Genomic DNA, 21,682 nt, shown 5'->3' on the forward strand with positions numbered 1-21,682 from the left:
CTGGAGAGGCAAACAAAATGTAGGAAAAGTGCGAAATAAATATCGGGGGTTTCCTACGCCATCGGAATGATGGCCAAGCGACCGGGTTGTCATAAATGCGCCCGCGCAAACCTGCTCGTCCTTCAGGCATCCACTGCCGGAAAACCACGCAAAGACCCCGGCCTGACAGCCAGGCAGTCGTCACTTCAAACACAGCCTTCAGGCATCGCTAACAAGCGCTAACAACGCATAACTGGCAGTCGATCAGGTCCCGGGGGCAGGATTGACGCTCACCGCTGAGCGTCAGGCAACCTGCAGACATCATGGGTTGTCGCGGTCGGTCGAACGATGGTTTTGCGAGGGATCCGATCATGGCTGAAGGTTATCGCCAACATTGCCTGTGCGAGGCTGACCGACTCGGCAACGACGAGCTGTATGCTTTGGTCACGGGCGCCGTCAGGCATGACAGGGCTGAATCCCAGCAACTGTTCGCGACGGTGACACCGTTGCTCATCGCCTATTTCGAAGGCCAGGTACAGGCCGGAAGGATCAGTCGCGAGGACACCGGCCGCCTCGTCCAGCAAGCCTTCAAGACCCTTTATCTCGAGCAGGCCCGGCATGACCCCGGCTTTCCGTTTCGGGCATGGCTCATCGAAATTGCACGATCCACGTTGCTCGACAACCTGGGCCATCGGGGCATCACAGCGCCGGACCACCCCCGGCCGCTAGCGAGTGCGTCTGCCGCAGAACGTCACGATACCCCACGCTCAGCCTGCATCGATCTTTCGACGCAGTGAAATCTTCACCAGGGAATGCCCATGATCAACATCGAAAAAACGCTCTACACCGCACAGACCCGCACCACGGGAGGCCGTGAGGGGACCGCACGCAGTCACGATGGTCGACTTGATCTCAGGCTCTCTCCACCGGGCGCACCGGGGACGGGAACCAATCCCGAGCAGTTGTTCGCGGTGTGCTGGTCGGCTTGTTTTCTGGGTTCCCTGCGCCACGCCTGCAACGCTCGCAGGATCGGCTTCCCGGCAAACGCCGGGGTGGAGGCTCAGGTTGACCTCGTACACGCAGAACACGGGTTCTTCCTGCAGGCCCGCCTGGCCGTGTCTTTGCCGGAAATCGAACCGGAAGTGGCACGCCAGCTGATCGAAGCGGCGCACCAGAATTGCCCCTACTCCAAAGCCACGCGCAGCAACATCAACGTCAGCATCACCCTCGCCTGATCCCCCATCTGCCGCTCCCGAACGGTCAAACGTCGACACGCAAAACACGCCTGCCCTGCCCGGCGGCCATGCAGCGACACCATGGTGCAATAGAGGGCTCCCAAGGCTTTTGATGTGATGGCGGCAAACCGACAAAAGCCAGGAGTAGCGCATGAAAAAGCTGACGACCGCCGCCGGCGCACCAGTGGTGGACAACAACAACTCGCAGACCGCCGGCCCGCGAGGCCCGGTGCTGTTGCAAGACGTATGGCTGCTGGAAAAGCTGGCGCATTTCGATCGTGAGGTCATTCCCGAACGACGCATGCACGCCAAGGGTTCGGGGGCGTTCGGCACCTTCACCGTCACCCGTGACATCAGCCGCTATACCAAGGCCAGACTGTTTTCGAGCGTGGGCAAAACCACCGATATCTTCGTCCGGTTTTCCACCGTGGCCGGCGAGCGTGGTGCCGCCGATGCCGAGCGTGACATTCGCGGGTTTGCCATCAAGTTCTATACCGAGCAAGGCAACTGGGATCTGGTGGGCAACAACACGCCGGTGTTCTTTCTGCGCGATCCGCTGAAATTTCCCGACCTCAACCATGCGGTCAAACGCGATCCGCGCACCAACCTGCGCAGCGCCCGCAACAACTGGGATTTCTGGACGCTGCTGCCCGAGGCGCTGCACCAGGTGACGATTGTCATGAGTGATCGCGGGTTGCCGCGCACCTACCGCCACATGCATGGTTTCGGCAGTCATACGTTCAGTTTCATCAGCCCGGCGAACGAGCGATTCTGGGTGAAATTCACCTGGAAGACCGGGCAAGGCATCGAGAACCTGACCGATCAGCAAGCCGCGACACTGATCGGCGATGATCGCGAAAGTGCCCAGCGCGACCTGTACACCAGCATCGAGGAAGGCCGCTTCCCGCAATGGAAGCTCTACGTGCAAGTGATGCCGGAGCTGGACGCCGAGACGTACCCGATCAATCCCTTCGACCTGACCAAGGTCTGGCCCCACAAGGATTACCCGTTGATCGAAGTCGGTGTACTCGAACTCAACCGCAACCCTGACAACTACTTCGCCGACGTCGAACAGGCAGCCTTCAACCCGGCCAACGTCGTGCCCGGCATCAGTTTCTCACCGGACAAGATGCTCCAGGCCCGCCTGTTCTCCTACGGCGATGCACAGCGTTATCGGGTGGGCGTCAATCATCATCAGATCCCGGTGAACGCCCCACGCTGCCCGGTCAACAGCTATCACCGGGACGGCCAAATGCGCACCGATGCGAACGCGGGCAGCACCCTCGGCTACGAGCCCAACAGCCATGGCCAATGGGCCGCACAACCGGATTTCAGCGAGCCACCGCTGGCCCTCAAAGGCAGCGCCGGGCACTGGGATCACCGCGAGGACGACGACTGTTTTTCGCAACCCGGCGCGCTGTTCCGGGCCATGACCATGGCCCAGAAACAGGCCCTGTTCGATAACACCGCACGCTCGATTCATGGTGCCAGCGCAGAGTCGAAACAACGACACATCGACCACTGCACCCGGGCAGATCCGGCTTATGGCGCTGGGGTTGCGCACGCCATCGAGGCACTGGGCTGATCTGCGATGACGCTGGCAGGGAGCCGAAACAACAACGCCCGGATTAACCGGGCGTTGTTGTTTGTACGGGTCAGTCAGGCAATGATTCGCGACTGAAGGCCTGCACCTCCTGCACCAGACCGCGCGCGGCCATTTCCACCAGTTGCCGGCCCTTTTCCGGTGAAGCCTGGGCCGGGTCCGAACCCATGCGGCCATCGGGGTGACGGGCGCGGAAGTCCGCGGCTTCGCGGATCGGGCCCCAGTTGGCGATCTGCGGCGAGTAGTCGGCCGACTTGATGGAATCGGGATAGGCCCACTGGGTCACGGCGATTTCCGAAGGTGTCGCATGAATGCCGTGGCCGGTCGGGAACTGGTCACGCGCCAGCTCATTCACGCCTTCCAGATCCCACCAGTTGCAGAGTTTCAGGGCGAACCCGGCCTTGCGCCGGGCAAAACTCGCCTCGGCGTACAGCTCCGAAAACGCCGCTTCGATCGAGGCGATGTTGCCGCCGTGGCCATTGAGGAAAAAGATCTTTTCAAAGCCATGGGCGGCCAGTGAACGGGTCCAGTCCGAGATAGCGGCGATGAAGGTCGAAGGTCTGAGCGAGATGGTGCCAGGGAAACCGAGGTGATGTTGCGCCATGCCGATATTGAAGGTCGGGGCGATCAGGATGTCTGCACTTCTCTGCGCTTCATGGGCGATGATCTCCGGGCACATCCAGTCGGTGCCCAGCAGGCCGGTCGGCCCGTGCTGTTCGTTGGAACCGATCGGGATGACGATGGTGCGGCTGCGTTCGAGGAATTGGGCGATTTCGGACCAGGTCGATAGGTATAAAAGCATCAGGATTCTCACTCTTCTAAGGTTCCTCGCGGAACGAGGGTTGGCGTTCAATGCACCTGCAACAGCAGCGTCATTGATAACACCCGCCTCCCTTCGACGACAGAATACGAAGGTATCGGAATCGCCAAAACGCCCTAGTCACGGACGAGAAACTCACGGGGCGATTCACCCATCACTCGTCTGAACATTGCGCTGAAGGCGCTTTGGCTGGCGTAACCCAGGTCCCGGGCAATCACCCCGACGGACTGGCCTTTGTCGAGCCGGTCGATGGCGGTCGCCAGCCGCACCTGTTGCAGCCAGTGCCGGAAATTCAGGCCGGTTTCGTTGACGAACAGGCGAATCAGCGTGCGAGAGCTGGCGCCAACCCGGTCTGCCCAATAGCCGATCGAATGGTCTTGTCCGGGATCCTGCAGAATCGCCTCGCACACCGTGACCAGTCGCCTGTCGACCGGCCACGGCACTTCGATCGGCAACGTCCGCGCCGCCTGCAGTTCACTGAGTATCAACGCCACGATGTGCGCGTTGCGCCCTTCCTGCGGGTATTCGATCGGCTGGTCGGCCAGGGCCAGAATCAGCTCGCGCAGCAGTCCGGGGATCTCCAGCACTTTGCAGTGATCGCCCAGCCCGGCGCAGACCTGCGGCTCGATGTAGATCGAGCGCATCCTGACCGCGCTCAGCATCAACTGATCGTGGATCACCCCGGGCGGAATCCACAGCGCCCGCTTCGGCGGCAGGATCCACAACCCACGCTCGGTGGCCACCCGCATCACGCCGTTCGAGGCATACAGCAACTGTCCGTGCCGATGCACGTGCGGCTCGTTGTATTCACCGGTGGCCTGATCGCGCACCAGCACGGTCATCACTCGCGGCACATCCTGATAGTCGGGATAACGTTCGCTGCGCGGCGCGGACTCACGCCTGGCGACGACCTTGCGCACCTCTCGTTTCATCGCGTGGAGTCTCCTGAAATCAGCCCTTGATCGTCGTAAGGCCAGGATTGTCACTTTGACGACAAACCCTGGCATTTGCCATGGCCGGCCCATTGTTAGCCTTGCGCTCATCGTTCATCAATGAGGTTTTCCCCATGGCAATCACCCGCAATCTCTCCAGCAGCCAGCAGGCCATTACGGCGGTGATCGGCCTGCTGATCCTGTCCATCGCCCTGCGGCCGCCGATCATTTCGGTGGGGCCGATTCTGCTGTTGATTCAGCAGCACTTCCATTTGAGCTACACCCAGGCCGCGCTGCTGACCTCGATCCCCGACGTCTGCATGGGCGTGTTCGCGCTGGTGGTTCCAAGCCTGGCCAGACGCTTCGGGATCGATCGCAGTGTGGTTGTCGCACTGACGCTGTTGGGGGCCTCGACCTTGCTGCGGGCGCTCTCGCCGAATGCTTTTTTCCTGCTCGGCAGTACGTTCTTCGCCAGCGTCGGCATTGCGATCGCCGGGGCAATGACCGGTGCGTGGATCAAGACTCACTTTGCACAACGGCCGGCACTGTTCATGGGCATCTATGCCGGCGGACTGAGCCTGGGCGCGACCCTCGCGGCAGTGTTCAGCGCGCCGCTTGCCGAACTGGCGCAGGACTGGCGGGTCAGCGCCGGGTTCTGGAGCGTACTGTGCCTCACCGCCATCGCCAGTTGGGTGTGGATGGCACGCCGTTTTGCGACATCGGCGCCAGTGGTGAAGTCGTCGCACCAGGGCCAGCGCCTGCCGTGGGGCAATCCGCAGGCGTGGCTGATCGCGTTGAATTTCGGTGCCGGTCAGTTTGTGGTCTACGCCCTCTTCGCCTGGATGGCGCCTGCGTCGGTGGAAGCGGCCACGTCGAGTGTGTCCCCGGGCATTCTGCTGGGGATTTTTACGGCGGTGTTCGCCGTTGCCAGCGTGGGTGCGGGGCTGATTCCAGGCAAGGCCCACGACCGGCGCGGCCTGCTCGGACTGTCGGCGTTGCTGGCCCTGCTGGGGCTGGGCGGCATGACGTTCCTGCCGGCGTACTGGCCGATGCTTTATGTGGTGCTCGCAGCCATCGGGCTGGGCATGGGTTTCACCGTGGCCATGACCTTGCCGCTGGATCACGCCAGCACCAGCGAGCAGGCCGGATTGTGGACGGTGTTCATGCTGTTCATCGGTTACCTGATCGCCGCGCTCGGGCCGTTGCTGTTCGGTGCCCTGCGCGAATACACCGGACACTATGGCCCGGCGTACACCTTGCTGTTCGCGGTCCTGCTGTTGATGCTCGGCATCACCCCGCTGCTCAGAGTGGCACCGGCAGCATCGCCACAGGTGTCCGCTGCCTGAGCGGGAAGTGAAAGACCTGCGACGCGCCTCGGCACGTCGCAGGGTTTCAGTTGGCCGCAGCGGCTTTCTCAATCAATCGGGCCACCGGTGCCGGGTTCGACACCATCACCACGTGAGAGCCGCCCTTCACCACCTCGACCGCTTTGGCATCCACACGTTTGGCCATGAACGCCATCGCCTGGGGCGGGATGTTCCTGTCCTTGTCGCCGTAGATGTACCACGACGGAATGTGCTTCCAGGCGGGCGTGCCGGCCTGCTCGTTGAGCGCCGCTTCGGTGACCGGGCGCTGGGTCGCGGCCATCAGCGCCGCTTGTGCGGCCGGGACATCGGCGGCGAACTGATCGTGAAACTCGCTCTGCTGGATGTACAAGTCCTTGCCGCCGTCGGCCAGCGCAACAGGTGGCGCCAGTGTCGGGCCGAGGGTACTGCCGGGAAACTTGCCGGCGAGTCCGGCAACGGTTTCGCCAACCTCGGGCGCAAAGGCACTGACATAAACCAGCGCTTTGACATTGGCATGATCGTTGGCCGCCTCACTGATGACGTTGCCGCCATAGGAGTGCCCGACCAGCACCACCGGCGACTGGATGCTGCTCAGCAAGGCGGAAACCGCCGCGCCATCGCTCTTGACGCCACGCAATGGGTTGGCGGCGGCGACCACCGTGTAGCCATCCTTCTCGAGAATTTTCGCCACGCCGTTCCAGCTCGACGCGTCGGCAAACGCGCCGTGCACGAGTACCACGGTCGGTTTGGCGGACTGGCCGAAGGCACTCACGCCCAGGCACAGGCCGGCAGCGAGGGTCAATGCAGTCAATGTTCTTTTCATGTGACAACTCCTTGTGTGACGGGATCAGGGGGCGTATCGGGTGAAGACATAGTCATGGTTCTGCACCCGCGCCTGATGGCAGGCGAAACAGGTCTGGTGCTGGGCTTCATCGGCAGGTTTGCCATTGATGAAACGGCCGAATCCCCAGCCACCGGTCGAGGCGTATTTGCGCGAGTCCTTGACCATCACCTGAACGGTGGTGGCCGGCCCCGGAATCGAGGCGGGTTCGAACTCCGGGGACTGCACGTGCTTCCAGGCCAGCTTGACCAGCACAGTGCCGTCGGGGAACGGCATCGTCTTGCTCTGGTAAGCCTTGATCGCCCGGTCATTGCCCAGCACCGCCCGCAGTTCATCCAACGGCGCGGCTTCCTGGGCCGGGGCAATCAGCGCCCACTGGCGATAGTTTTTCGGCAGCTTCACGCCGTAGATCGGCGAGGCGTCGCCGTCATCGGCCTCGCCCAACGCGACACCGGTGGCGGCCAGCGCGGCGAGTGCAATGGCCGACGGCAACACGGCCCAATGGTTGAGTTTCATCGTCGGATCCCCTCAGGCCGGCAATCAGAGATGATCGGCATCGATCACCGCCTGGGCGAACGCCTGCGGCGCTTCCTGTGGCAGGTTGTGGCCGATGCCACCGCTGACCAAGCGGTATTCGTACTTGCCGGTGAAGCGTTTGGCGTAGGCCTCGGCCGGCGGGTGCGGCGCGCCATTGGCATCGCCTTCGAGGGTGATGGTCGGAACGCTGATGGAGGGGAACGTCGCCAGTTTTTTCTCCAGCGGATCGTATTGCGCCTCCCCTTTGATCAGCCCCAGGCGCCAGCGATAGTTGAAGATCGACACGGCGACGTGATCCGGGTTCTGCAAGGCGGCGGCACTGCGGTCGTAGGTCGCATCGTCGAAGTTCCATTTCGGCGACGCCAATTGCCAGATCAGTTTCGCGAAGTCATGGGTGTTTTTCTCGTAACCCAGACGACCGCGCTCCGTCGCAAAGTAGAACTGATACCACCACTGCAACTCCGCAGCCGGCGGCAACGGGGTCTTGCCGGCGTCCTGGCTGCCGATCAGGTAACCGCTCACCGCCACCAGCGCTTTCACCCGTTCCGGCCAGAGCGCGGCGACGATATCGGCGGTGCGTGCACCCCAGTCGTACCCGCCGAGCACCGCCTGCTTGATGTTCAAGGCGTCCATGAAGTCGATCAGATCCTTCGCCAGCGCCGAGGGCTGGCCGTTGCGCACGGTTTTGGCCGACAGAAAGCGCGTATCGCCATAACCGCGCGCATAGGGAATCAGTACCCGATAGCCTTTCTGCGCCAGTGCCGGGGCCACGTCGGTGTAGCTGTGAATGTCGTAGGGCCAGCCGTGCAGCAGGATCACCACCGGCCCGTCGGCGGGGCCGACTTCGGCGTACGACACGTCCAGCAGTCCGGCCTTGACGTGTTTCAGCGCGCCGAATGAAACGGTGCTGCCGGCGGTGATCGCGTCGATCTTGCCGCCGGGTACTTCGGCGGCGCTGGCGTAGGCCGAGGCGATGCCCAGCGCAAGCGCCAGCATCGAAACGGCGAGCACGCGCCGGGATTGAGTTACAGCGTTATGGTCAGTCATGCCGAGTCTCCCTCGAGAACCGCCGGGCGGCGGTTCCGGGCTTTGGTTGAAGGGCTTGCGTTGAAGGGCTTAGCGTTGAAGGAATTGCCGATTGAAGGGCTAGCGCGCTGCCTGAGCCGCGGTTTTCTGCGCAGTCGCGCGCAGTGGCCGGAAGGCTTCGCGCAGTTCTTCGCTGAACAATTGCGGTTGCTCCCATGCCGCGAAGTGACCGCCCTTGCTGACCTCGCTGAAGTAGGCCAATGACGGATAGGCACGTTGCGACCAGACCTTGGGGGCACGGTAGATTTCGTGGGGGAACACGGTGATCGCCACCGGCACCTTGATGTCCGCGGTTTTTTGCGCGGCGGCACTGAAGTTATTGTTGTTGTTCTCCCAGTAGAAACGGGAGGACGAGGCGCCGCTGTCGGTCAGCCAGTACAGGCTGATGTCATCGAGCATTTCATCGCGACTCAGCACCTTCTCGGGCTGACCGTCGCTGTCGGTCCAGGCGGCGAACTTTTCATACATCCACGCCGCCGTGCCGGCAGGCGAATCCGCCAGCAGATAACCGATGGTCTGTGGTCGAGTCACCATCATTGCGCCATAGGCCGCGTTGCGCCCGAAGAACTTGCTGAGCGAGTTGAACGCCGTCAGTTCCGGGCCGCTCAGCCCTGCCGGAGCCGGATCTCCGCCATTGATCGGCTTGACCAGTTCCGGTGGCACGGTGGCGGGCATGTTCAAGTGAATGCCCAGCAAACCGGGCGGTGCCAGACGGCCCAGTGCATCAGAGATCACCGAACCGTGGTCGCCCCCCTGAGACACGTAGTGGGTGTAACCCAGGCGTTTCATCAGCACATCCCAGGCCTTCGCCACCCGGTCCGGACCCCAGCCGAGTTCGGTCGGCTTGCCGGAAAAGCCGTGACCGGGAATCGACGGAATCACCACATCGAACGAGTCCTCCGCCTTGCCGCCATAGGCCACGGGGTCGGTCAGCGGGCCGATGGTCTTGAGGAACTCGAATTGCGAACCCGGCCAGCCATGGGTGAGGATCAGCGGCATCGCGTTGGGGTTGCGTGAGCGCACGTGGATGAACTGAATGTCGACGCCATCGATCGTGGTCACGAACTCCGGCAAGGCATTGAGTTTCGCCTCTGCCTTGCGCCAGTCGTAACCGCTGCCCCAATACTTCACCAGGGCCTCGACCTGCGCCAGTTGCACGCCTTGGGACACGTCGTTGACCGTTTCCTTGTCGGGCCAACGGGTGTCGGCGATGCGTTTGCGCAGATCAGTCAATTTCGCCTCATCCACATGAACGTGGTACGGGCGAATGGCTTGCGACTGATCGGTTGTCGGGCTGGAGGCCCAGGCGCCGCTGCTGCCTGCCAGCACAGCAAGGCCCAGGGCCCCTCTTCTGATGGCTGACGCCAGGCAATGGCGCCATGTGGAACCGCACGTAACCGCAACCATGTTGGATCTCCTTGTAGTCATTATTCGAAAGGCATCGCCAATCGGATCAGACCACCCCGCCACCCTCGCAGCGATTACACGATGGTGTCGGTCGATACCTTGGTATGACGCGCAAAATCGCGCTCGAATTCAGCAGCGGTTAACGGGCAAAATGCGGCGGGGATACGGCTCGGCGAGCCGGCCCATTCGAATGACCTGGCAGAACAAGGATTGCGGATGCGTGGGGAAACAGCGCTCGAACGCCCGTGCGGCACAACATCGACCACTTCGCAGTGGTGGGTGATCGGGCTGTGCATGTTGTTCAACGTGATCGACGGTCTGGACGTGATGGCCATGGCCTTCACCGCCAGCCGGGTGTCAGCGGAGTGGACGTTGAACGGCGCGCAAACGGGCCTGTTGTTGAGCGCCAGCCTGGTCGGGATGGCGCTCGGTTCGCTGTTGGCCGCGCCCCGGGCCGACCGCTTCGGGCGCAGGCCTTTGTTGCTCGCCGGCCTGCTGCTCGGCGGACTGAGCATGTTGCTGTCGTTCTGGAGCCAGGATCATCACGTATTGATGCTTTTGCGATTGCTGACCGGCATCGGCACGGGGGCGGTGCTGGTGGGGGCGAACGTGCTGACGTTCGAGCACGCCAGCGCGCAGCGGCGCAACCTGGCCATCGCGTTGCAATCCCTCGCCTTCGCCATGGGCGCCAGCCTGGGCGGGGTACTGGCTCACGTATTGAATGATTTCATGGGCTGGCGGTATGTCTTTCTCGCAGGGGGCTGTATCACGCTGGCGGCGGCGTTGGCGGGCGTCTTCTGGCTGCGAGAGTCGCCGTCATTTCTGGCGCTTGAACGCCGTGGGCCTGCCACGACAACGTCGCCAGACAATGCCGGCCGGCCGTTTTCGCCGGGTCAGTGGCAACAGACCACGTCGCTGGCGCTGGCACTCTTTCTGCTGATGTTCTGCTTTTACTTCGTGATGAGCTGGACCCCGAGTCTTCTGGTCCATAACGGTTTTACCGATCGGCAAGGCGCCCGTATCGGCGTTCTGTTGGCGTCGGGGGGCATGCTCGGCGCCCTGTTGCTGGGACTGGCGGCCAATCGGTATGGCTGCCGGCGATTGTCGTCGGGTTTCCTGCTGCTCAACGCCGCCCTGCTGCCACTGATGGTGCCGGCCTCGCAGGTGCCCGGTCTGGCCGCGCTCGTGGCCGTCACGCTTGGCCTGATGCTCAACGGTGCAGTCGCCGCCCTGTATGTCCTGGCCCCTCAGGCGTTCTGCACGTCAGTCCGTACGACCGGCGTCGGCGTGGTGCTGGCGATGGGGCGCCTGGGGGCGATCATTTCGCCGATAGTCGCCGGTTTTCTGCTGGATGCCCGATGGACCGCGCAAGAGCTGTTCACGTTCTTCGCCGGCAGCCAGCTGTTGGCAGCGCTGCTGATCTGGCGTGGCACTAAGGAACAATGATCAGCTTGCCCGTCGTATTGCGCGACTCGATATCGCGATGGGCCTGCTGCGCGCCGTCCAGTGAATAACGCTGGCCGATGGAGATTTTCAGTTTGCCGGTGCTGACCCACGCGAACAGTTGCCGGGACTTTTCCAGCAGGAGCTCGCGGTTGCGCACGTAGTGCATGACCGAGGGATACGTCAGCTTGATACTGCGCGGCACGCTGAAGATATCGATCGGCGGGATCGGGTCCATGAACGGCCCGTACAAGGCCAGAGTGCCGAAATGGTCCAGCAGGTTCAACGATTCGGCGAAGCCCTCCGCGCCCGTCCCGTCGTACACCACATTCACTCGCTGCCCCTCCGTCAGGCGCATGACCTGTCCGGCAATGTTGTGCGCACGCCCGATCACTACGTAGTCAGCCCCGGCCGCGAGCACCGCCTCCACCTTGTCGGCCTGGGACACCCGGCCAATGACCTTGCCGCCCCGCAGCTTGATCAACTGAGTCAACATCAGCCCCACGCCCCCCGCCGCCGCGTGCACGAATGCCACATCGCCCGGCTGGATCGCGTGCACCTTGTCCACCAGATTGCTGGCGGTCAGGCCCTGCATCATCAGGCTGGCGGCGGTGGCGAAGTCGATCTCGTCCGGCAACGGCACCAACTGGCTGACCGGGGCGATCACCTGTTCGGAGTAGCTGCCCGGCACGTAATGCCAGGCCACGCGGTCACCGACAGCGAATTCCGTCACCTGCGGTCCGGTGGCTAAAACGATGCCGGCGCCTTCCGCACCCGGCGTCAGCGGCAGCTCCCAGGCAGCGCCGAGGCCGCGACGGACACCGGTGTCCATGAAATTGACGCCCGCCGCCATGACCCTGACCAGGACTTGTCCGGGTCCCGGTTCAGCCAGTTGAATGTCTTGCACCGTCAAGACTTCGGGCCCGCCAAAGGCCTGGATCACGACTGCTTTCATTGTGTTCTGCCCTGCCACAGGGACGACCTGTCCTGCTGCCGTTCGGGTGGCAGGAGCGCGGGCGTCACGTTGTCTTCATTCAATCGCCGGAGGGCGTTGAAACCAGCGCCAAGGGTGGCCGGGCGGTGTATCCGCGCAGTTTCGCGAACAGGCTCATTTGCATGCTTGTGTGGCTTGAGGGGCCGTAGATACAGTGGCTTACAAAAGCCCCGGGCGGTCTGTGATGCGCATCGCAATGCGTGACGGCGGCCGATATTCGCGGAAAGCGACACCAAAGTATGATGGGCGAGTGCCATCAGAAGGCGCATCTTTGTTCAACGGTGACTGCACAATGAGAATCGACATGGCGAACGAGCGGGAGCGCGTCATCGAAGACGGTCCAGGCCACGTCAATGACGGGGGCCTGCCAATGTCCGAGGCCGACTCGATCATCGACAGCATTCCGGCCATGGTCGCCTTCATGACACCGTCCGGTGAACTTGAGCAGGTCAACCGGCAAATCCTGGACTACATCGGCATCCCCCTCGATGAACTGAAAAACTGGCAGGCCAGCGACACCCTGCACCCCGACGATCTGCCATCGGTCAGCGCGGCGTGGATGCATTCGGTCAGCACCGGCACACCCTACGATATCGAGCATCGGATTCGGCGCGCCGACGGTGTCTATCGCTGGTTTCATGTGCGCGGCCTGCCGGTCAGGAACAGCGAAGGCACCATCACTCGCTGGTGCGTGTTGCAGGTCGATATCGATGAGCGCCGACGGGACAAGGTCTTGATCGCCAAAGCCCTCGCGGAGGTCAGCAGCTCGGAGGAGCGCCTGCGCGGCATCATCGATGCTGTTCCCGGGTTTGTCTGGAGCGCTTCGCCCGAAGGCAGCGTCGGATTCGTCAACCGGCGGTGGTGCGATTACACCGGCATGTCGCTTGAAGAGGCGTGCGGCGATGGCTGGGTGGCATCGATCCATCCCGACGACGCCCCCGGACTGGGCGGTTACTGGCAGGCACTTCTGCACTCGGGCAATGCCGGTGAGTATGAGGCTCGCCTGAAGCGCTTCGACGGCATTTATCGCTGGTTTCTGATCCGCGCCGTCCCCCAGCGCGACGAGGCGGGCCGGATCGTGCGCTGGTATGGCGAAAACACCGACATCGAAGACCGCAAACAGGCGGAAGCCTTTCTGGCCAAGGCCCGTTCCGAACTGACGCATCTGGCCAGAGTCGCCAGCCTGGGCGCAGTCACCGCGTCCATTGCCCATGAGGTGAATCAGCCGCTGGCCGGCATCATCACCAACGCCAGCACCTGCCTGCGCATGCTCGGAGCCGATCCGCCGAATGTCGACGGAGCCCTGGAAACCGCGCGCCGCACCATTCGCGACGGCAATCGGGCCGCCGATGTGATCAACCGCTTGCGAGCGTTGTTCTCGAAAAAAAGCATCACCATTGAAAACGTCGACCTCAATGACGCCGCACGGGAAGTCATCGCCATGTTGCTGGGCGAGCTGCAACGCAACGGCGTGGTGCTTCATCCTCGATTCGCCGAGGCCCTGCCGCCGGTCAGGGGTGACCGGGTCCAGCTTCAACAGGTGATCCTCAACCTGATCATGAACGCCGTCGAGGCCATGAGCAGCATCACCGGTCGCTCCAGAGAATTGATCGTCAGCACCGGCCAGGAGCAAGACCGGAGCGTTTATCTGGCGGTGAAGGACAGCGGCACCGGGGTCGATCCACAGGACATGGAACGGATTTTCAATGCCTTCTACACCACCAAAAGCTCGGGCATGGGGGTCGGTCTGTCGATCAGTCGCTCCATCATCGAACACCACGACGGGCAACTCCGGGCCTCAGCCCACGACGGCCCGGGTGCGACGTTCGCCTTTTCAATCCCGAATGCCGACAACCACGAGGCCTGTGATCGCGTCATGGAGAATCACTGATGGGTAAGTACTTGCTCGTATCGGTTGTCGATGATGACGAGTCGGTTCGTGAATCGCTGCCTGACCTGATCAGGGAGTTCGGATTCGCTGTCCAGGCGTTCGCCTCGGCGCAGGCGTTTCTGGCCTCGCCTTATCTCGGCCTGACCGATTGCCTGATTCTCGATGTGGCCATGCCGGGCATGTCCGGGCCGGATCTGCACAAGGAGCTGCTGCGGCGCGGCTATCGCATTCCGGTGATTTTCATCACCGCTCACGCCGACGCCAGCCAACAGGCAAAGCTGTTGAACACCGGCGCGGTGGAGTGTCTGTTCAAGCCTTTCAGTGAAGCGCAACTGATCAAGGCCCTGAGCGCTGCCCTGCCCCTCGACTGAACGTGAAGCGGTAAAGAAAAGGAATCGACATGTTGAACTCGAATCACACAGTGTCCCCCGGCCACGGAGCATTGCCGATGAGTGATGTCACGCCTGTGGTTTTCGTTGTGGATGACGACGTCTCCGTGCGCGAGTCGCTGGAACTGATGATCCGATGCGCCGGCTGGCAGCCACGACTCTTCGAATCCGCGCAGGATTTTCTCGCCGAGCCCCGAGCGCGAGTACCCAGTTGCCTGGTACTGGATATCAACCTGCCGGACTTGAACGGTCTGGATCTGCAGACGTCACTGGCTGACGAGCGCTACAACATGCCGATCATCTTCATCACCGGGTACGGAGACATTCCGCGCACGGTGCGGGCCTTGAAAGCCGGTGCGGTGGAGTTTCTGACCAAGCCGTTCAACGATGATGAGCTGCTGACCGCCATGGGCGATGCGCTCGAAGGCAGCCGCGCGGCTCTGGAAGGTGAAAAAGCCCTGCGTTCCGTACTTGAGGCCTACAAGACCCTGACGCCCCGCGAACAGGAAATCATGGCCGCGGTGGTCAGCGGTCGTCTGAACAAGTTGATCGCCGCAGACCTCGAGATCAGCGAGATCACGGTCAAGGCCCACCGGGGCAAGGTCATGCGCAAGATGAAAGCCCGCTCGCTGGCAGATCTGGTAAAAATGGCGGCGCTGATCACCCCCGCGTGACGCGAACGCTTTGCCAGAGGTTTTCCAGCCGGCGCAGGTCAAGGGTGTCGAAGCCCTCCGAAACCTGCTCGCGACACGCGTCGAGCAACGCCTTGGCCTGCTCCGCCCTGCCCTGTTCCAGCCAGAGCCTGGCCAGATCCATCGAAGTCCTCAACTCCCATGCCCAGGCCCCCTGATCGCGGCTCAGCGCGATGGACGCCTCAAGAAGAGTCGTGATGGCCTGAACATTTTCGCCATCGATTTCCTTGAGAATTCCGGCCTTGATCCGCAGCAGTTCCGGCAGCGCGAAGGCGTCGCCGCTCTGACGACAGTGATCGATGGTGCCGTCGACCAGCATCAGCGCCTTCGCGTGTTGCCCGCCCAGAATCAGGCCCTCGGCCAGCGCGATTTCAAACGATGTCGTAAGCAGTTCGTAGCGCATGCCACGCAGGCGCGCCAGGCTCTCCTCCAACAGCGGCACCGCATCGCCGGGCTGTTCGGCGCGGATCGCAATCGCCGCCCGCAAGCCATGGGCGGCGGCAATATAAGGGCCCAGGGCGTTGGTCTCGGCCACGGCACTGAACCGTTCAAGGCTGGCGGCCGCTTTCTCCAGATCGCCGGTCCAGATATAGATGCACAGAATCCAGACCATGGCGATGCAGTAGGTGACCGGATGCTGCAGCGCCGACGCTTCGGCTTCGATCAGTTCGGCCCAGTGTCGGGCCTGATCGGGAAAGCCCTGCAACCACAGCGAACGGGCCAGCGCCAGCCCGGTGCGATTGCGGTGATCGAAGCCGTAGTAGATGGTGTGGCTGGGATGGGACGGCAAACTGTTGCGCAGCGAACGTTCCAGCTCCTGGCGCGCCAGACGCTGATCACCCAGCAGATGATGGGAGATGCCGGTCAGCGATGAAGCGATTGCGATGGCCGCCGGCTGATTCAGCAGGTTGCCGACCACGGCTGCCTGCTCCGCCCACGCCAGCGAAGATGGGAAATCACCAATGCGTTCGTAGAAAATCTGCAAGCGGCCAAGCAGCCTCAACTGCGAGCCGTGGTCAGCCAGCGCAACGGCGATGTCCAGCGCCCGGAGCAAGGCCTTCTCGGCGGCTTCGCTGTTGCCCTGAGTGAACATCAGCACCAGCCCGAGCGCCGCCTGCAGTTCCATTTCGGTCGACGTGCCGTAGTACCCCAGTTCGAGCAGTTCCACGGCCCGGGCACACCAGGTCCGGCACTCGACCAGCAAGGAAAAATGCAAAAACAAGGGTGCACTCGCCGCTGCCAGGGGCAACGCCAGGCCTGGATCGCCATGGGGCCCGAAGCTCCACTCCAGCGCACTGCGTACGTTGCCCAACTGACTGGCAAGGCGCGCAAAGTTGCGGAAAAACTCATCGGGCGAGTTGCCGGGATGCCCCAGCAGATCCATGTAATACGCCGCATGCCTGAAGGCCAGCGAGTTCACTTCTGTGTCGCCCCGGGCCGCCAGTTTTTCCCGGGCGTAGGCGCGTGTCATTTCGAGCAGCCGATAGGAGTCCGTCGAATCACTGTGATCGACCGTGACCAGCCCCTTGCACACCAGATCATCGAGGATCGCTGCCACCGCAGGGCCTTCGGACTGAGACTCGGCAACCACCTGGGACGCCGCCTCTTGAGAGAACGGCCCGACAAACACCGACAACCGCTCCAGCGCCAGACGCTCCGGTGCCGACAACAGGTCGTAACTCCAGTCGAGCATGGAACGCAGCGTCTGATGCCGCGGGACCGCCGTCCGGCGCCCCGACCAGCCCAGTGAAAACCGCTCGCCGAGCAAGGCGTGCGTGGCCTTCAGGCCGTGGCTGGCAACCCGCATCGCCGCCAGTTCGATCGGCAGGGCCATGCCCTCCAGGCGCTGGCAGATGTCCGCGATCATTTGCCCGCCATCCGCCTCCAGCAGCAACGCCGCATTGCTCGATGACGCACGCTCGACAAACAGTTTGATCGCTGCGAATGCCAGCAGCTCCTGAGTGGACAGGTGCCGGGACTCGCGAGGAAACTCCAGCGGATTGAGCCAATGCACGTATTCGCCACGCACCCGCAACGGCTCGCGACTGGTGGCCAGAATGCCCACGTCGGGCGCGCTGTCGCTGATCTGTTCCAGAAGGGTCGAAACGGCGTCGATCAGGTGTTCGCAATTGTCGATGACCAGCATCAGCCGCTGTTCGCGCAAATGCGCCAGCAACACGAACATCGGATCTTCGGCCTGCACGGCGATTTCCAGCGACCTGGCCAGTGCTGAAGGCACCAGCGTGCTGTCTTCCACCTGGGCCAGGTCGACGAAGCAGACGCGTTCGTAACCCTGGGCCGCGATGCGATGCGCCACCTCGATGGCGAGGCTGGTCTTGCCGACACCGCCGGGACCGACGAGGGTGAACAACCTGGGCTGCTGCAGGTGATCGACGACCAGTTGCAGGTCGGTTTCACGACCGATCAACTTCGCCCGCGGCGGCAAACTGCAGGCGGCCCTGAGATGCCCGGTCTCGGTAGGTGTCGGCTGAACCCCGGACAGTTGCCTTTCCAGCGGCGCCACGAAGGCATAACCCACGCCCACCTGGGTCGCGATATAACGCGCGTGCTCCTCGCCATCCCCGAGAATCCGCCGCAGGCCCGTCATGTGAAAGCGCAGACTGCCTTCGGCGACCACACTGTCGGGCCACACCTTTTCGATCAGATCGTATTTGGACAGCACCCGCCCCGGCTGCTCGAGCAAGGCAATCAGCAGATCCAGCGCCCGACCGCCGATCTCCACCGCAACCCCGTTTCTGGTCAGCAGCCTTTTGCCTGGAACGACGCAAAACGGCCCGAACACGAACCGGGTCATGAGTGATTCATGCAAAGCGTCTGGAATAGACTCCACGAGGGGCGATCTCACTGGGAAACGAAGGGGGCGTCGCCGGTTGCAAGCCACAGGCGCAGGCCCTTTGCATCATAGGAGTTTTGCACGGTCGTTCAAGCCTGACGCGTGCGGAGTGAGAACTTCACCCCGTAATTTCGGCCCCTATGTTCGTAGCCCCCTTCGTTCGCAAATCAATGCCTGCGTCGAACGTCAGTCGCGATAGCGAGCAGCCGGCGCACTGCGCGACAGATCAGGCATCAGCTTCTGGCGCGCCGCCTCGTAGGCATTCCAGTCGGCGATTTCGGGAAGTGCCGGAATGGTGACGAACTCGCCTTGGTCGAGGCCGGACAGCGCAGCATCCACCATGTCGTCCGCCCGCATCACAATGGCCTCCGGCAGATGCTCCAGCGGTGTGCCGGCCACGCTCCAGAATTCGGTGGCCGTTGCGCCGGGCAGCACCACCTGGACCCGGACATTTTTGTCCGCCAGTTCATGACGCAAGGATTGGCTGAACGCCAGGACGAAAGCCTTGGAGCCGCCGTAAACACCGTTCAACACCTCCGGGGCAATGGCCACGATCGAGGCGATGTTGATCAGCGTGCCGCCGCCACGGGCAACGAAGCCCGGGACCGCCGCGTAAGTCAGCCGCATCAGCACGTTCACGTTGAGCGTGAGCAAGTCGTCGAGCTTGTCGACGTCCGACTCCAGCAAAGGATGAGTCGCGCCAACCCCGGCATTGTTCACCAGCAGAGAAATGTTGGCGTCCGTTTTGAGGCGATCTTCGACCCGTGCCAGATCGGCCCGGTCGGACAGGTCGGCAGCCAGAACTTCAACGTGACGGCCGGTTTCTTCACTCAGGCGCTTGGCCAAAACATTCAGGCGATCACGATTTCGCGCGACCAGGATCAGGTCATGGCCACGGCGGGCCAGGCGTTCAGCGTAAATGGCACCAATGCCGGACGAAGCGCCGGTGATCAGGGCGGTACCGAGGCGGGATTGAGTCATGTCGAGTCTCCAGGGTTGTGGGAAGTACTGGAGAACAGAATGCGACGGCTTGGCCATATCTCAAATGACGTATATGGTATGGATTCAGGACATCCGAGAATTCACCATGCATCGCATCGGCTATTTGCTCACCGACGGTTTTCAGGTGCTCTCCCTGGCGACTCAAGCCGTTTTCGAGTTCGCCAATCAGATCGCCGAAGCGCCCTTCTACAGCGTCGAGAACTTCTCGCCGGATGGCGGCATGGTGCGCTCCTCACTGGGGCTGGCCATGGAAACCCGCCCGCTCGAGGCACCCGGACTGGCCGACACCTGGATCGTTGTCGGGGTCAACGATCCGGAAAAAACCGACACAGCCTCCGCTGTGCTCGACTTCGTGCGCCAGGCCGGCAACCAGGCACGGCGCACCGTCGGCATCTGCACCGGCGGCTTCATCCTCGCCGAAGCCGGCCTGCTGACCGGACGCCGCGCCACAACCCACTGGGCCTACGCGCAGGCCTTGCAGAAACGTCATCCCGAAATCAGCGTCGACGTCGACCGCATCTATATCGTCGACGGCCCCTTCTGGACTTCGGCGGGCATGACCGCCGGCCTCGACCTCGCCGTCGGCATGGTGGAGAAAGATCTGGGCGCCGAGGTCGCGCGCTCGGTGGCGCATAAACTGGTGATGCACCAGCACCGCTCCGGCGGCCAGTCGCAGCATTCGGAAATGCTCGACCTCGCACCCAAATCCGACCGCATCCAAAGCGCGCTGAACTATGCACGACAGCATTTGAACCGGCCGCTCAGTGTCGAAGAACTGGCTGGTGTGGCGCACCTGAGCCCTCGCCAATTCACCCGCATATTCAGTGCGGAAACCGGACAGTCTCCCGCCAAAGCCATCGAAGGCCTGCGCCTGGAGGCCGCTCGATTGATGATTGAGCAGAGCCGACACTCCCTCGATGTGGTCGCCAGCGAATCCGGTTTTCGTGATCGGCGGCATATGCGGGAAGCGTTTATCCGAGGCTTCGGCGTGCCTCCGCAGGCGGTGCGGCGGGATGCGCGGCAAGTGGTGGGGAAAGTGTAGATATCGCGGACTGACGAGGCCTCCCCTTTGTTGAGCGTTGATAAGTGCAGTAAAAAGAAAAATGGCCGAGGTCGTCAGTTACACCTGACAACCTCGGCCATTTTCCTTTCGGCTATTGAGCGACAGCCATCAACCGATCACGTCTTCACCTCGACATGATCAAGCGCCTGATTCACCGCCAACCCTGCGACCATCACCACTTGCGCAATGCCCAGCGCCGTTTTGCGGTGGCCGGGTTCCAGGATCGCGGCGAAGTTGCTGAGCATTTCGCTGGCGGAATCGAGGGACTCGCTGGCGTTGGCCAGGAGGGATTCGCTGTTGTAGGCCGGGTTGGCCAGGAACATGGGGTCGTGCTTGGTGTGACTGCCCATGATGCGTTGTTGTGGGGTGAGGTAATGATCGAGGGCGCGCTCGGCGGCCTCGTTGAGGGTGCGGGAATCGGGGAATTGGTAGGGGGAAACCGGGTCGGTTTCGGGTGGGTTGGGTGTTGGTTTGATCATGGTGAAACTCCTAATTATTGATAAGGAGCCTTCACCCTCGCTACCAAACGAAGGGTGGCGGCCAATACGCGGGTTGGTAGACCGGTAACTAGGAACCCGGCGCACCCGAAGGTGCCCTGCGCATGGCCACCATTAAGCAGAGACCCGAAGAGGTCTGCGAACGATGCGCTATGCGACTAGTTAACTCGGGCTACCAAACCCGATCACTGTTTTTCAGTGACCATGGAACGATAAAACCCGCGCCCTAGACGCACAAGCCGGCGGATTCTGGCGTAGTCGTAGGCAATGACGCAAGGTGACGTAGCCTTGAGGGCGTTACGGATGGTGTCTTTTAAACGGGGATTTTTGGAAAGTTAAACGGGTGGATCTGGAGCGGCCCTCATCCTTTGTTTTTGACCGGCTGCTTTCGGCCAAAAGCAACCGCCCACGCATGGCCTTTTCCAGCCCAAAAAGATAATAATCGGAGCGGAGACGGCCTATTGAAAATTAGCTACATGGCTGAATACGTCTCTTCTTCAGCATTCCATTATCGAAATCAGAGTAAGACTCATGGGCGCGCCCATCATTATCGGCAACAGCTATGACCTCTGGGTCAGCAACAGCATGAAAGATACTTTTTGCGAGATACTCACCGCTGTCGCGACCTTGGAAGGCCATGATGTGAAGGCCATATATGAGGAGGCACCAGGTGTGGCCGGCACCTATGGTGTTCCAGGCGTGGGTATCCTTCTCGACGAGTTCTATCTCTATCTTGGCGGATTTTTCGGGGTTCGACGCCATCTCGATGTTTGCCGAGTACGGCTAGACGAAGTCAGAGAGTCTTGCGGGCTGTCGCCAGTTGCTGCCGAACGCATGGAACACCTACTGGCATGGGCCGCATACCATATGGATGGTAACCCGATCCCTGTAGGTGGCTCTTTCTATGAGAGCTGGCCTCCTGACGCAGCTGAAACAAGTTATTACCCGCCTGCTTTCCGCCAGAAGCTGACAGAGGAGCGGTAAATAAATCTGTCCCCTTTTCCGCTTGAGCACTTTCTCATTATCGCACTTAAGCCTCCGTAAAACTCCAAACCAGGGCCGCGCGAAATT

Annotated in this window: 20 protein-coding genes; 10 read left to right on the top strand and 10 right to left on the bottom strand. The window is 62.0% G+C overall.

The annotated features are described in order from the left end of the window. Nucleotides 1-350: 350 nt before the first annotated feature. The 3 genes from ACKLNA_RS07760 (at nucleotide 351) to ACKLNA_RS07770 (ending at nucleotide 2,799) form a co-directional block, all read left to right on the top strand. Nucleotides 351-776: a hypothetical protein gene (locus ACKLNA_RS07760; protein ID WP_408985493.1), complete on the top strand. Its 426-nt coding sequence runs from the start codon at nucleotides 351-353 to the stop codon at nucleotides 774-776. 21 nt (nucleotides 777-797) lie between these two features. Further along, nucleotides 798-1,214 carry an organic hydroperoxide resistance protein gene (locus ACKLNA_RS07765; protein ID WP_408985494.1) on the top strand — a complete coding sequence of 139 codons (417 nt, stop codon included), beginning with the start codon at nucleotides 798-800 and terminating at the stop codon, nucleotides 1,212-1,214. 151 nt (nucleotides 1,215-1,365) lie between these two features. Continuing rightward, the gene (locus ACKLNA_RS07770; protein WP_408985495.1) at nucleotides 1,366-2,799 is read left to right on the top strand and encodes a catalase; all 1,434 of its coding nucleotides are present in this window, start codon (nucleotides 1,366-1,368) and stop codon (nucleotides 2,797-2,799) included. Between the two features lie 70 nt (nucleotides 2,800-2,869). On the opposite strand, the gene ACKLNA_RS07775 is transcribed toward ACKLNA_RS07770, so the two are convergent. Both ACKLNA_RS07775 and ACKLNA_RS07780 read right to left on the bottom strand, forming a co-directional pair. Further along, the gene (locus tag ACKLNA_RS07775) at nucleotides 2,870-3,619 is read right to left on the bottom strand and encodes a creatininase family protein (RefSeq protein WP_408985496.1); all 750 of its coding nucleotides are present in this window, start codon (nucleotides 3,617-3,619) and stop codon (nucleotides 2,870-2,872) included. A 134-nt stretch (nucleotides 3,620-3,753) separates the two neighbouring features. Then, nucleotides 3,754-4,569: an AraC family transcriptional regulator gene (locus ACKLNA_RS07780; RefSeq protein WP_408985497.1), complete on the bottom strand. Its 816-nt coding sequence runs from the start codon at nucleotides 4,567-4,569 to the stop codon at nucleotides 3,754-3,756. A 134-nt stretch (nucleotides 4,570-4,703) separates the two neighbouring features. On the opposite strand from ACKLNA_RS07780, the gene ACKLNA_RS07785 reads away from it, so the two are divergent. Then, complete coding sequence (locus ACKLNA_RS07785; RefSeq protein WP_408985498.1) at nucleotides 4,704-5,915, top strand: CynX/NimT family MFS transporter; 1,212 nt, start codon at nucleotides 4,704-4,706, stop codon at nucleotides 5,913-5,915. Nucleotides 5,916-5,961: 46 nt separating this feature from the next. Here the strand turns inward: ACKLNA_RS07785 and ACKLNA_RS07790 are convergent, their stop codons facing one another. From ACKLNA_RS07790 to ACKLNA_RS07805, 4 genes are all read right to left on the bottom strand, one after another. Further along, the gene (locus ACKLNA_RS07790; protein ID WP_408985499.1) at nucleotides 5,962-6,738 is read right to left on the bottom strand and encodes an alpha/beta fold hydrolase; all 777 of its coding nucleotides are present in this window, start codon (nucleotides 6,736-6,738) and stop codon (nucleotides 5,962-5,964) included. A 24-nt stretch (nucleotides 6,739-6,762) separates the two neighbouring features. Continuing rightward, complete coding sequence (locus tag ACKLNA_RS07795) at nucleotides 6,763-7,272, bottom strand: cytochrome P460 family protein (RefSeq protein ID WP_408985500.1); 510 nt, start codon at nucleotides 7,270-7,272, stop codon at nucleotides 6,763-6,765. 24 nt (nucleotides 7,273-7,296) lie between these two features. Then, nucleotides 7,297-8,289, bottom strand: coding sequence for an alpha/beta fold hydrolase (locus tag ACKLNA_RS07800; protein ID WP_408985561.1), 993 nt, complete (start codon nucleotides 8,287-8,289; stop codon nucleotides 7,297-7,299). Between the two features lie 150 nt (nucleotides 8,290-8,439). Further along, nucleotides 8,440-9,786, bottom strand: coding sequence for an epoxide hydrolase family protein (locus tag ACKLNA_RS07805; protein ID WP_408985501.1), 1,347 nt, complete (start codon nucleotides 9,784-9,786; stop codon nucleotides 8,440-8,442). Between the two features lie 216 nt (nucleotides 9,787-10,002). On the opposite strand from ACKLNA_RS07805, the gene ACKLNA_RS07810 reads away from it, so the two are divergent. Next, on the top strand, nucleotides 10,003-11,232 hold the full coding sequence (locus ACKLNA_RS07810) for an MFS transporter (protein ID WP_408985502.1): 1,230 nt from the start codon (nucleotides 10,003-10,005) through the stop codon (nucleotides 11,230-11,232). On the opposite strand, the gene ACKLNA_RS07815 is transcribed toward ACKLNA_RS07810, so the two are convergent. After that, entirely contained in the window at nucleotides 11,219-12,184 is a 966-nt protein-coding gene (locus ACKLNA_RS07815) for a quinone oxidoreductase family protein (RefSeq protein WP_408985503.1), read from the bottom strand. The genes ACKLNA_RS07810 and ACKLNA_RS07815 overlap by 14 nt on opposite strands. A gap of 331 nt (nucleotides 12,185-12,515) precedes the next feature. Here ACKLNA_RS07815 and ACKLNA_RS07820 point away from each other — a divergent pair, with 331 nt between their 5' ends. The 3 genes from ACKLNA_RS07820 (at nucleotide 12,516) to ACKLNA_RS07830 (ending at nucleotide 15,177) form a co-directional block, all read left to right on the top strand. Then, nucleotides 12,516-14,114 (top strand): PAS domain-containing protein, encoded by a 1,599-nt coding sequence (locus tag ACKLNA_RS07820; protein ID WP_408985504.1) that lies wholly within the window; start codon nucleotides 12,516-12,518, stop codon nucleotides 14,112-14,114. Further along, nucleotides 14,114-14,485 (top strand): response regulator, encoded by a 372-nt coding sequence (locus ACKLNA_RS07825; RefSeq protein ID WP_085733930.1) that lies wholly within the window; start codon nucleotides 14,114-14,116, stop codon nucleotides 14,483-14,485. The genes ACKLNA_RS07820 and ACKLNA_RS07825 overlap by 1 nt, the downstream gene beginning before the upstream one ends. 77 nt (nucleotides 14,486-14,562) lie before the next feature. Beyond that, the gene (locus ACKLNA_RS07830; RefSeq protein ID WP_134827209.1) at nucleotides 14,563-15,177 is read left to right on the top strand and encodes a response regulator transcription factor; all 615 of its coding nucleotides are present in this window, start codon (nucleotides 14,563-14,565) and stop codon (nucleotides 15,175-15,177) included. Here the strand turns inward: ACKLNA_RS07830 and ACKLNA_RS07835 are convergent. Both ACKLNA_RS07835 and ACKLNA_RS07840 read right to left on the bottom strand, forming a co-directional pair. Further along, nucleotides 15,164-18,046 carry an ATP-binding protein gene (locus tag ACKLNA_RS07835; protein WP_408985505.1) on the bottom strand — a complete coding sequence of 961 codons (2,883 nt, stop codon included), beginning with the start codon at nucleotides 18,044-18,046 and terminating at the stop codon, nucleotides 15,164-15,166. The genes ACKLNA_RS07830 and ACKLNA_RS07835 overlap by 14 nt on opposite strands. Before the next feature lie 189 nt (nucleotides 18,047-18,235). Then, nucleotides 18,236-19,030 carry an SDR family NAD(P)-dependent oxidoreductase gene (locus ACKLNA_RS07840; protein WP_408985506.1) on the bottom strand — a complete coding sequence of 265 codons (795 nt, stop codon included), beginning with the start codon at nucleotides 19,028-19,030 and terminating at the stop codon, nucleotides 18,236-18,238. 106 nt (nucleotides 19,031-19,136) lie between these two features. Here ACKLNA_RS07840 and ACKLNA_RS07845 point away from each other — a divergent pair, with 106 nt between their 5' ends. Next, nucleotides 19,137-20,093, top strand: coding sequence for a GlxA family transcriptional regulator (locus ACKLNA_RS07845; RefSeq protein WP_408985507.1), 957 nt, complete (start codon nucleotides 19,137-19,139; stop codon nucleotides 20,091-20,093). A 137-nt stretch (nucleotides 20,094-20,230) separates the two neighbouring features. On the opposite strand, the gene ACKLNA_RS07850 is transcribed toward ACKLNA_RS07845, so the two are convergent. Beyond that, nucleotides 20,231-20,593, bottom strand: a complete 363-nt coding sequence (locus ACKLNA_RS07850) for a DUF6124 family protein (protein ID WP_102621811.1) — start codon at nucleotides 20,591-20,593, stop codon at nucleotides 20,231-20,233. 549 nt (nucleotides 20,594-21,142) lie between these two features. Between ACKLNA_RS07850 and ACKLNA_RS07855 the strand changes: the two genes are divergently transcribed. Next, entirely contained in the window at nucleotides 21,143-21,595 is a 453-nt protein-coding gene (locus ACKLNA_RS07855) for a hypothetical protein (RefSeq protein ID WP_408985508.1), read from the top strand. The last annotated feature ends 87 nt before the right edge of the window (nucleotides 21,596-21,682 follow it).

The sequence above is a fragment of the Pseudomonas sp. UV AK001 genome (assembly GCF_046097675.1).
GTDB classification, from domain to species: Bacteria; Pseudomonadota; Gammaproteobacteria; order Pseudomonadales; family Pseudomonadaceae; genus Aquipseudomonas; species Aquipseudomonas kribbensis.

Excerpts from the sequence above, each read along its gene's own strand:
- ACKLNA_RS07760 (WP_408985493.1), top strand. The coding sequence starts at position 351 with ATGGCTGAAGGTTATCGCCAACATTGCCTGTGCGAGGCTGACCGACTC.
- ACKLNA_RS07765 (WP_408985494.1), top strand. The coding sequence starts at position 798 with ATGATCAACATCGAAAAAACGCTCTACACCGCACAGACCCGCACCACG.
- ACKLNA_RS07770 (WP_408985495.1), top strand. The coding sequence starts at position 1,366 with ATGAAAAAGCTGACGACCGCCGCCGGCGCACCAGTGGTGGACAACAAC.
- ACKLNA_RS07775 (WP_408985496.1), bottom strand. The coding sequence starts at position 3,619 with ATGCTTTTATACCTATCGACCTGGTCCGAAATCGCCCAATTCCTCGAA.
- ACKLNA_RS07780 (WP_408985497.1), bottom strand. The coding sequence starts at position 4,569 with ATGAAACGAGAGGTGCGCAAGGTCGTCGCCAGGCGTGAGTCCGCGCCG.
- ACKLNA_RS07785 (WP_408985498.1), top strand. The coding sequence starts at position 4,704 with ATGGCAATCACCCGCAATCTCTCCAGCAGCCAGCAGGCCATTACGGCG.
- ACKLNA_RS07790 (WP_408985499.1), bottom strand. The coding sequence starts at position 6,738 with ATGAAAAGAACATTGACTGCATTGACCCTCGCTGCCGGCCTGTGCCTG.
- ACKLNA_RS07795 (WP_408985500.1), bottom strand. The coding sequence starts at position 7,272 with ATGAAACTCAACCATTGGGCCGTGTTGCCGTCGGCCATTGCACTCGCC.
- ACKLNA_RS07800 (WP_408985561.1), bottom strand. The coding sequence starts at position 8,289 with ATGCTGGCGCTTGCGCTGGGCATCGCCTCGGCCTACGCCAGCGCCGCC.
- ACKLNA_RS07805 (WP_408985501.1), bottom strand. The coding sequence starts at position 9,786 with ATGGTTGCGGTTACGTGCGGTTCCACATGGCGCCATTGCCTGGCGTCA.
- ACKLNA_RS07810 (WP_408985502.1), top strand. The coding sequence starts at position 10,003 with ATGCGTGGGGAAACAGCGCTCGAACGCCCGTGCGGCACAACATCGACC.
- ACKLNA_RS07815 (WP_408985503.1), bottom strand. The coding sequence starts at position 12,184 with ATGAAAGCAGTCGTGATCCAGGCCTTTGGCGGGCCCGAAGTCTTGACG.
- ACKLNA_RS07820 (WP_408985504.1), top strand. The coding sequence starts at position 12,516 with ATGAGAATCGACATGGCGAACGAGCGGGAGCGCGTCATCGAAGACGGT.
- ACKLNA_RS07825 (WP_085733930.1), top strand. The coding sequence starts at position 14,114 with ATGGGTAAGTACTTGCTCGTATCGGTTGTCGATGATGACGAGTCGGTT.
- ACKLNA_RS07830 (WP_134827209.1), top strand. The coding sequence starts at position 14,563 with ATGAGTGATGTCACGCCTGTGGTTTTCGTTGTGGATGACGACGTCTCC.
- ACKLNA_RS07840 (WP_408985506.1), bottom strand. The coding sequence starts at position 19,030 with ATGACTCAATCCCGCCTCGGTACCGCCCTGATCACCGGCGCTTCGTCC.
- ACKLNA_RS07845 (WP_408985507.1), top strand. The coding sequence starts at position 19,137 with ATGCATCGCATCGGCTATTTGCTCACCGACGGTTTTCAGGTGCTCTCC.
- ACKLNA_RS07850 (WP_102621811.1), bottom strand. The coding sequence starts at position 20,593 with ATGATCAAACCAACACCCAACCCACCCGAAACCGACCCGGTTTCCCCC.
- ACKLNA_RS07855 (WP_408985508.1), top strand. The coding sequence starts at position 21,143 with ATGGGCGCGCCCATCATTATCGGCAACAGCTATGACCTCTGGGTCAGC.